Source organism: Dapis hubbardiae BLCC-M172, from assembly GCF_050016015.1.
In the GTDB taxonomy this organism is placed as follows: domain Bacteria; phylum Cyanobacteriota; class Cyanobacteriia; order Cyanobacteriales; family Microcoleaceae; genus Trichodesmium.
Genome location: NZ_JBNHEQ010000011.1, coordinates 1 through 5,150, shown reverse-complemented (window position 1 = coordinate 5,150; position 5,150 = coordinate 1). Strand labels below are relative to the sequence as shown.

Sequence of the window (5,150 nt, the reverse complement as noted above, 5' to 3'; positions counted from 1 at the left end):
AAATTTTCTCACCTGCTTTATTAGTACAGTTTATGTGGAGTTACCCCTGACTTGCCAACCGACAATTTTCCTTCTTTCCCCACAGACTAAATATTCTGGTGGGGAATATTTTGTAGGTTGGGTTTAGCTGACTCAACCCAACAGATATAATACCATTTCTCAAAAACTTTATCTATTTCAGAGTAGAGGAGTGACAGACCATTCAATAATTAATAATTAATAATTATTAATTACATCTTCTGTAATAGAAGGATTGATAGAAAGGAATTTTTTTTATCTTTAGATAGAATGATTTATCCCTTAAATTTTCGGTAAAAACAAGAATAATTAATGCAAAATCGTTCTCAAACTAACAAAAAAGTAATTACCTTAGTTTAATTACTTAATAACTGAAGTGTTATCCAAGTATAGCGTTAATGCATAGTAATTGGTATAACACTATAATTGTGCCTGAGAAAATCTTCTTCAGCTATGTTTTTGATAATTCTACTTCAAGGGAAAAAAATTTCCTAATATTAAGCAACATTAATTAATCATAATAAATATAGTTTCTGTTGGGTTGAGCGCCAGCCTAACCCAACCTACAGTCTTACTAAAATTTACTTCTTACTTCATTCCTTCTTCCTTCTTACTTCTTCCTTTTTTCTTCTTCCTTCCCACCTCAATCAATTAAAATATCTTCGTGAGATTCCTGACAATCATATAACCAATTCAAATCAGGCATTTCATCAAGAGCTTCCTTAAGAGAAACCTCCCATAACTTCCTAACCTTAGCCAAATAGGGGTCGCCCAAACGCATTTGTAACCGATGCCGAACTTTCAAACTATCCTTTTCATACATCACCAAATTAATCGGCGGTCCTACAGAAAGATTAGATTTCATAGTAGAATCAATAGAAACTAAAGCACATTTAGCAGCAGCCTCCAAAGAAGTATAAAAACTCAAAGCACGATCTAAAATTGGTTTCCCATATTTAGTTTCACCTATTTGTAAAAAAGGCGTTTCCTTAGTAGCAGAAATACAATTTCCTTGAGGATAAATCAAAAATAATTCCGGGTCTTGCCCTTTAATTTGACCTCCTAATAAAATACTGCATCCTGTATCAATTCTGTCCTGTTGTAACCAAGAGCGGTCTTGCTCTAAAATTTGTCGAATTTTTCCCCCAATGTAGCGAGCAATTTCATAGAGGGTAGATAAAGTATGAAGATTAGTACCCTCAGAAATTTTTAAATCCTTTTTAAGTTCATTAATGACTCCCTGAGTAATTGATAAGTTCCCAGAAGTGCTAACCAGAATGACCCGCTCTCCAGTTAAAGAAAAATCAAACAACTTCAGATAAGTCGAAATATAATCTACTCCCGCATTAGTACGAGAGTCAGAGGCCATCACAATACCAGATTCAGTAATAATACCAAGACAATAAGTCATTTCAGTTATCAGTTAGCCTCCTGCGGAGGAACTACGTTAACAGTTATCAGTTATCAGTACCTCAATGGAATAGAGAGGTTTGAAACACTTTTTATCCCCTTAAAAGGGCAGAGCTGTTTCAAAGTCAAATAAATAATCGATAGAGTCGAGAATTGGGGGCATCCCATAACTGGAATTTCGGAAAAAGTTACGAAAAACGGGATATTTTTCGGGGGAGGTAGGGAAAAGCTCCCAAATAATCTTGGTCAAATCAACGGAATTTCAGAAAAATCCATGGAATCACCAAAATTATTGCTCCATAAATTGGGGCAAAATAATGGTATTGGGTGGAAAATTCTCCCCTGCTCCCCTGCTCCCCTGCTCCCCTGCTCCCCCTCTACCTTAAACAAGAATAAAACAGCCCTGCCTTAAAAGGGGAGGCTTGAGACCTTATTTTCTGGCCATGTCTGAATTGAGTCAAAAGTTAAAAATTAAAAGTCAAAAGCAAGAATAATTCCTGAATTTTTAACTTTATTAAATATTTTTGCAAAATTTTTGTGATTTTGTTGTGCAGGATGCAATTTTCTTAAGAATTTATGAGTAGTCTCATATAGGCAATTAAACCTATTCATCCGAAAAATCAATAGGTTTAGGTATAGCCATCCACTCTCATAAATGTTAATATTCTTAACATAGTATTGAGTTATGTAAAGGCCAAAAAAAATAATTGAAGCGATCAGAAAACAAAAAAGTCCACTTTAGGCAAATCCCAGTAAGATTTTTTGCTAAATCAAAATTCAAAAATAGTAAAACTTTTTTTATTGCCAACAAATGTCCATCACAGATCCAAATAAAATTGGAACCCTTTGGTCATATCTAAAAAATCTAAAATCTATAATTTAGAATCTCTCTAGGCCAAATTAATCATAAATGGTCAGAGGAAAAAACTTTTTTAAGAAAAATTCAAGAAAAGCGTAACGCCCGCCCACTTTTCTTGCTACCTCAAAGTAGAATTATCTAGCGGGAGGAAGATTATGAAGATTGGTAAAACCTCAGACATTGATTCTGTACGCACTTATCTAAGAGAAATTGGTCGTGTTCCCCTATTAACCCACGAAGAAGAAATTCTTTATGGGAAACAGGTGCAACGCTTAACAGCTTTGCAGGAATTCAATCAGACTTTAGCTGAAGCGTTAGGTCGTAAGCCAACATTAACAGAATGGGCTGATGCCAAAAATCTTTCAATGAGTGAATTGCAACGTATTATCAGGGAAGGTGAAAGAGCAAAGCGGAAAATGGTAGAGGCCAATTTACGCTTGGTCGTATCTGTTGCTAAAAAGTATATCAAACGAAATGTAGATTTGCTTGATTTAATTCAAGAAGGTACTATTGGTATGCAGCGAGGAGTAGAAAAGTTTGACCCTACCAAGGGTTATAGATTTTCTACTTATGCTTATTGGTGGATTCGTCAGGCCATTACTAGAGCGATCGCAGAAAAAGGCCGCACAATTCGTTTACCTATTCATATTACAGAAAAGCTGAACAAGATTAAAAAAGTCCAGCGTCAACTGACTCAACAGCTAGGACGTTCCGCTACTACTGCTGAAATAGCAGCAGAACTAGGTTTAACTCCAAAACAAATTCGGGAATGTTTAGAAAGGGCTCGCTTACCTTTATCACTTGATTTGCGAGTGGGAGATAACCAAGATACAGAGTTAGGAGATTTGTTAGAAGACACGGGAGCTTCTCCAGAAGATTATGCTCTCCAATCTTCCATGCGGACTGATTTAGAATCAATTATGGCTGACCTAACTCCTCAACAAAAGCAAGTTTTGGCCTTAAGGTTTGGTTTAGAAGATGGGCAAAGCATGACTTTATCGAAAATTGGCGATCGCCTAAATATTAGTCGTGAAAGAGTACGACAGATAGAGCGGGAAGCTTTGAGTAAACTGCGTAAAAGAAAGCAAGATATGAATGATTATTTAGCTAGTTAAGGATAATCAAATGCTTTGAGAAACTTATACATTAATCTAATTTAATGTTATATTTCTGCTTCGGTGTATCGGTTTAGCCGAAGCAGAAAATTTATTTTTTGATGCTCTACAGACAAAGACAAGATAAGCATTCAGCCGTCAGCTACCAGCTATCAGCTATTAACTCATTATTTTATTAGGAGGAATTAGTCTGATGGCGAGAATTAAAAGTCTGACACGAAAAAGGTTATGAGCTAACTCTATTCAATAATTGATAATTGATAATTGATAATTAATAATTACCTCTAGTTAAAACCGTGACTGAATTGAAGATGAGGAAATATCCTAGCACTTTTTTCCCCTATCCAAGGGGAGGCTTTAAACCAGAATTATTTAATAATTAATAATTAATAATTAATAATTCGGTAAGTTATTAACTTCAAAAGCTGAGAGCTGTTTGGGCAGCATTCTGGAACGGAAATACTAATAGCTGAATGCTTACAAGACAAGAATTGCTCCAAGGTTAGTACCAATAAACCTTAAAATCTTTGTTGAGAGACTGAAGACGGGAATCTAGGGAGAGATGAAATCGTACTGATTATATAATATAGTATATTAGGATTTATCATTGTTTCTTTCTCCTTTTCACCCCATCTCATCATAAATTTTCAATTTTCACTCTAGTTATTGGTAAAGCAAAGACTATATAGGACTCATTTGGAATATGAGCAAAGGTGCAGGTTTTTGGCTCTTGAGTCAGAATTCAGAATTCAGGAGATGGAGAAAGAATAGAGGAAAAAGATATAATCTAGGCTCCCTTGCTTCACCATCTTACACTCTCCCCTACTCCCTCACTACCCTACTCCCCTACTGCCCATATATATTTTAATATAGAATCCCTGAAGGGATTCTATAGTGGGGACTTCTAGCAACATTCTGTTAAATTAGTATTGAGGAAGTAAAACAAATATTAACAATTGCAATAGATATGGTTGGTTAAGTCCATAAACCATACTTGTCAAAAAGAGTTTCTGAAATGGAGGTAGAAAGTGACCAATAGAAACAATAACAGGCCAGAGTTGTTTGAAGAAAGTTCAGAAGGAGCCAATTTACTTTGGCAATATGTCCAATCTATGAGTCCAGATACAGTTTCCCACTTATCAAAACCAAATTCCCAAGAAGTTTTTCAGGTGATGGAGCGAAATATTATTGGACTATTAGGCAATCTACCCTCAGAACAATTTAATGTAAATGTAACAACTAGCAGAGAAAATTTAGGTAAATTATTAGCTTCAGCAATGCTCAGTGGCTATTTTATTAGAAATGCTGAACAGAGAATGACATTTGAAAATTCTTTGAAAATGGATCGAACATTTAATAATGAGGCTTAATTAGTCAAATTTTAATTATTCCCTGGGTTGTTAGACCGGGGAATTTTTATTAGAAATAGGGAATAGGGAACAGGGAAAAAATTTTCATGCCCAAGGTCAGAAAAATGATGACTGTAAGTTACTTTTACAACTCTAGCTTATGCTAAATAAATAGTAAGTTTATTTTTTGGAGATATCTATTGAAGGAAGGAAAATAGTAAATTTTATTGCTTAATCAAGTAAATAACTTTATACAACAAAACAAGCACTTATAATCAATATTTCCGATTTTCAGCAAACATTTATCAAAGTGGTATTATTCAATCTATTTAATAGACATCTCTAAATAACGGGACTTTAGTGAAAAAATAGTAAAAAAAAGGGTATAATATATATCTG

3 protein-coding genes are annotated in these 5,150 nt (G+C 34.6%); 2 read left to right on the top strand and 1 reads right to left on the bottom strand.

Annotation, left to right across the window (positions count from 1 at the left end; genetic code table 11):
• Window positions 1-661: 661 nt before the first annotated feature.
• Entirely contained in the window at window positions 662-1,429 is a 768-nt protein-coding gene (locus ACP6PK_RS00955; RefSeq protein WP_426556973.1) for a proteasome-type protease, read from the bottom strand.
• Between the two features lie 1,013 nt (window positions 1,430-2,442).
• On the opposite strand from ACP6PK_RS00955, the gene ACP6PK_RS00950 reads away from it, so the two are divergent.
• Together ACP6PK_RS00950 and ACP6PK_RS00945 are read left to right on the top strand one after the other, a co-directional pair.
• Window positions 2,443-3,402, top strand: coding sequence for an RNA polymerase sigma factor, RpoD/SigA family (locus ACP6PK_RS00950; protein ID WP_094671733.1), 960 nt, complete (start codon window positions 2,443-2,445; stop codon window positions 3,400-3,402).
• 1,028 nt (window positions 3,403-4,430) lie between these two features.
• Window positions 4,431-4,772 carry a DUF760 domain-containing protein gene (locus tag ACP6PK_RS00945; RefSeq protein ID WP_094671732.1) on the top strand — a complete coding sequence of 114 codons (342 nt, stop codon included), beginning with the start codon at window positions 4,431-4,433 and terminating at the stop codon, window positions 4,770-4,772.
• Window positions 4,773-5,150: the final 378 nt, after the last annotated feature.

Bases quoted from the DNA above. Each gene is read 5' to 3' on its own strand.
- ACP6PK_RS00955 (WP_426556973.1), bottom strand. From the start codon at position 1,429: ATGACTTATTGTCTTGGTATTATTACTGAATCTGGTATTGTGATGGCC.
- ACP6PK_RS00950 (WP_094671733.1), top strand. From the start codon at position 2,443: ATGAAGATTGGTAAAACCTCAGACATTGATTCTGTACGCACTTATCTA.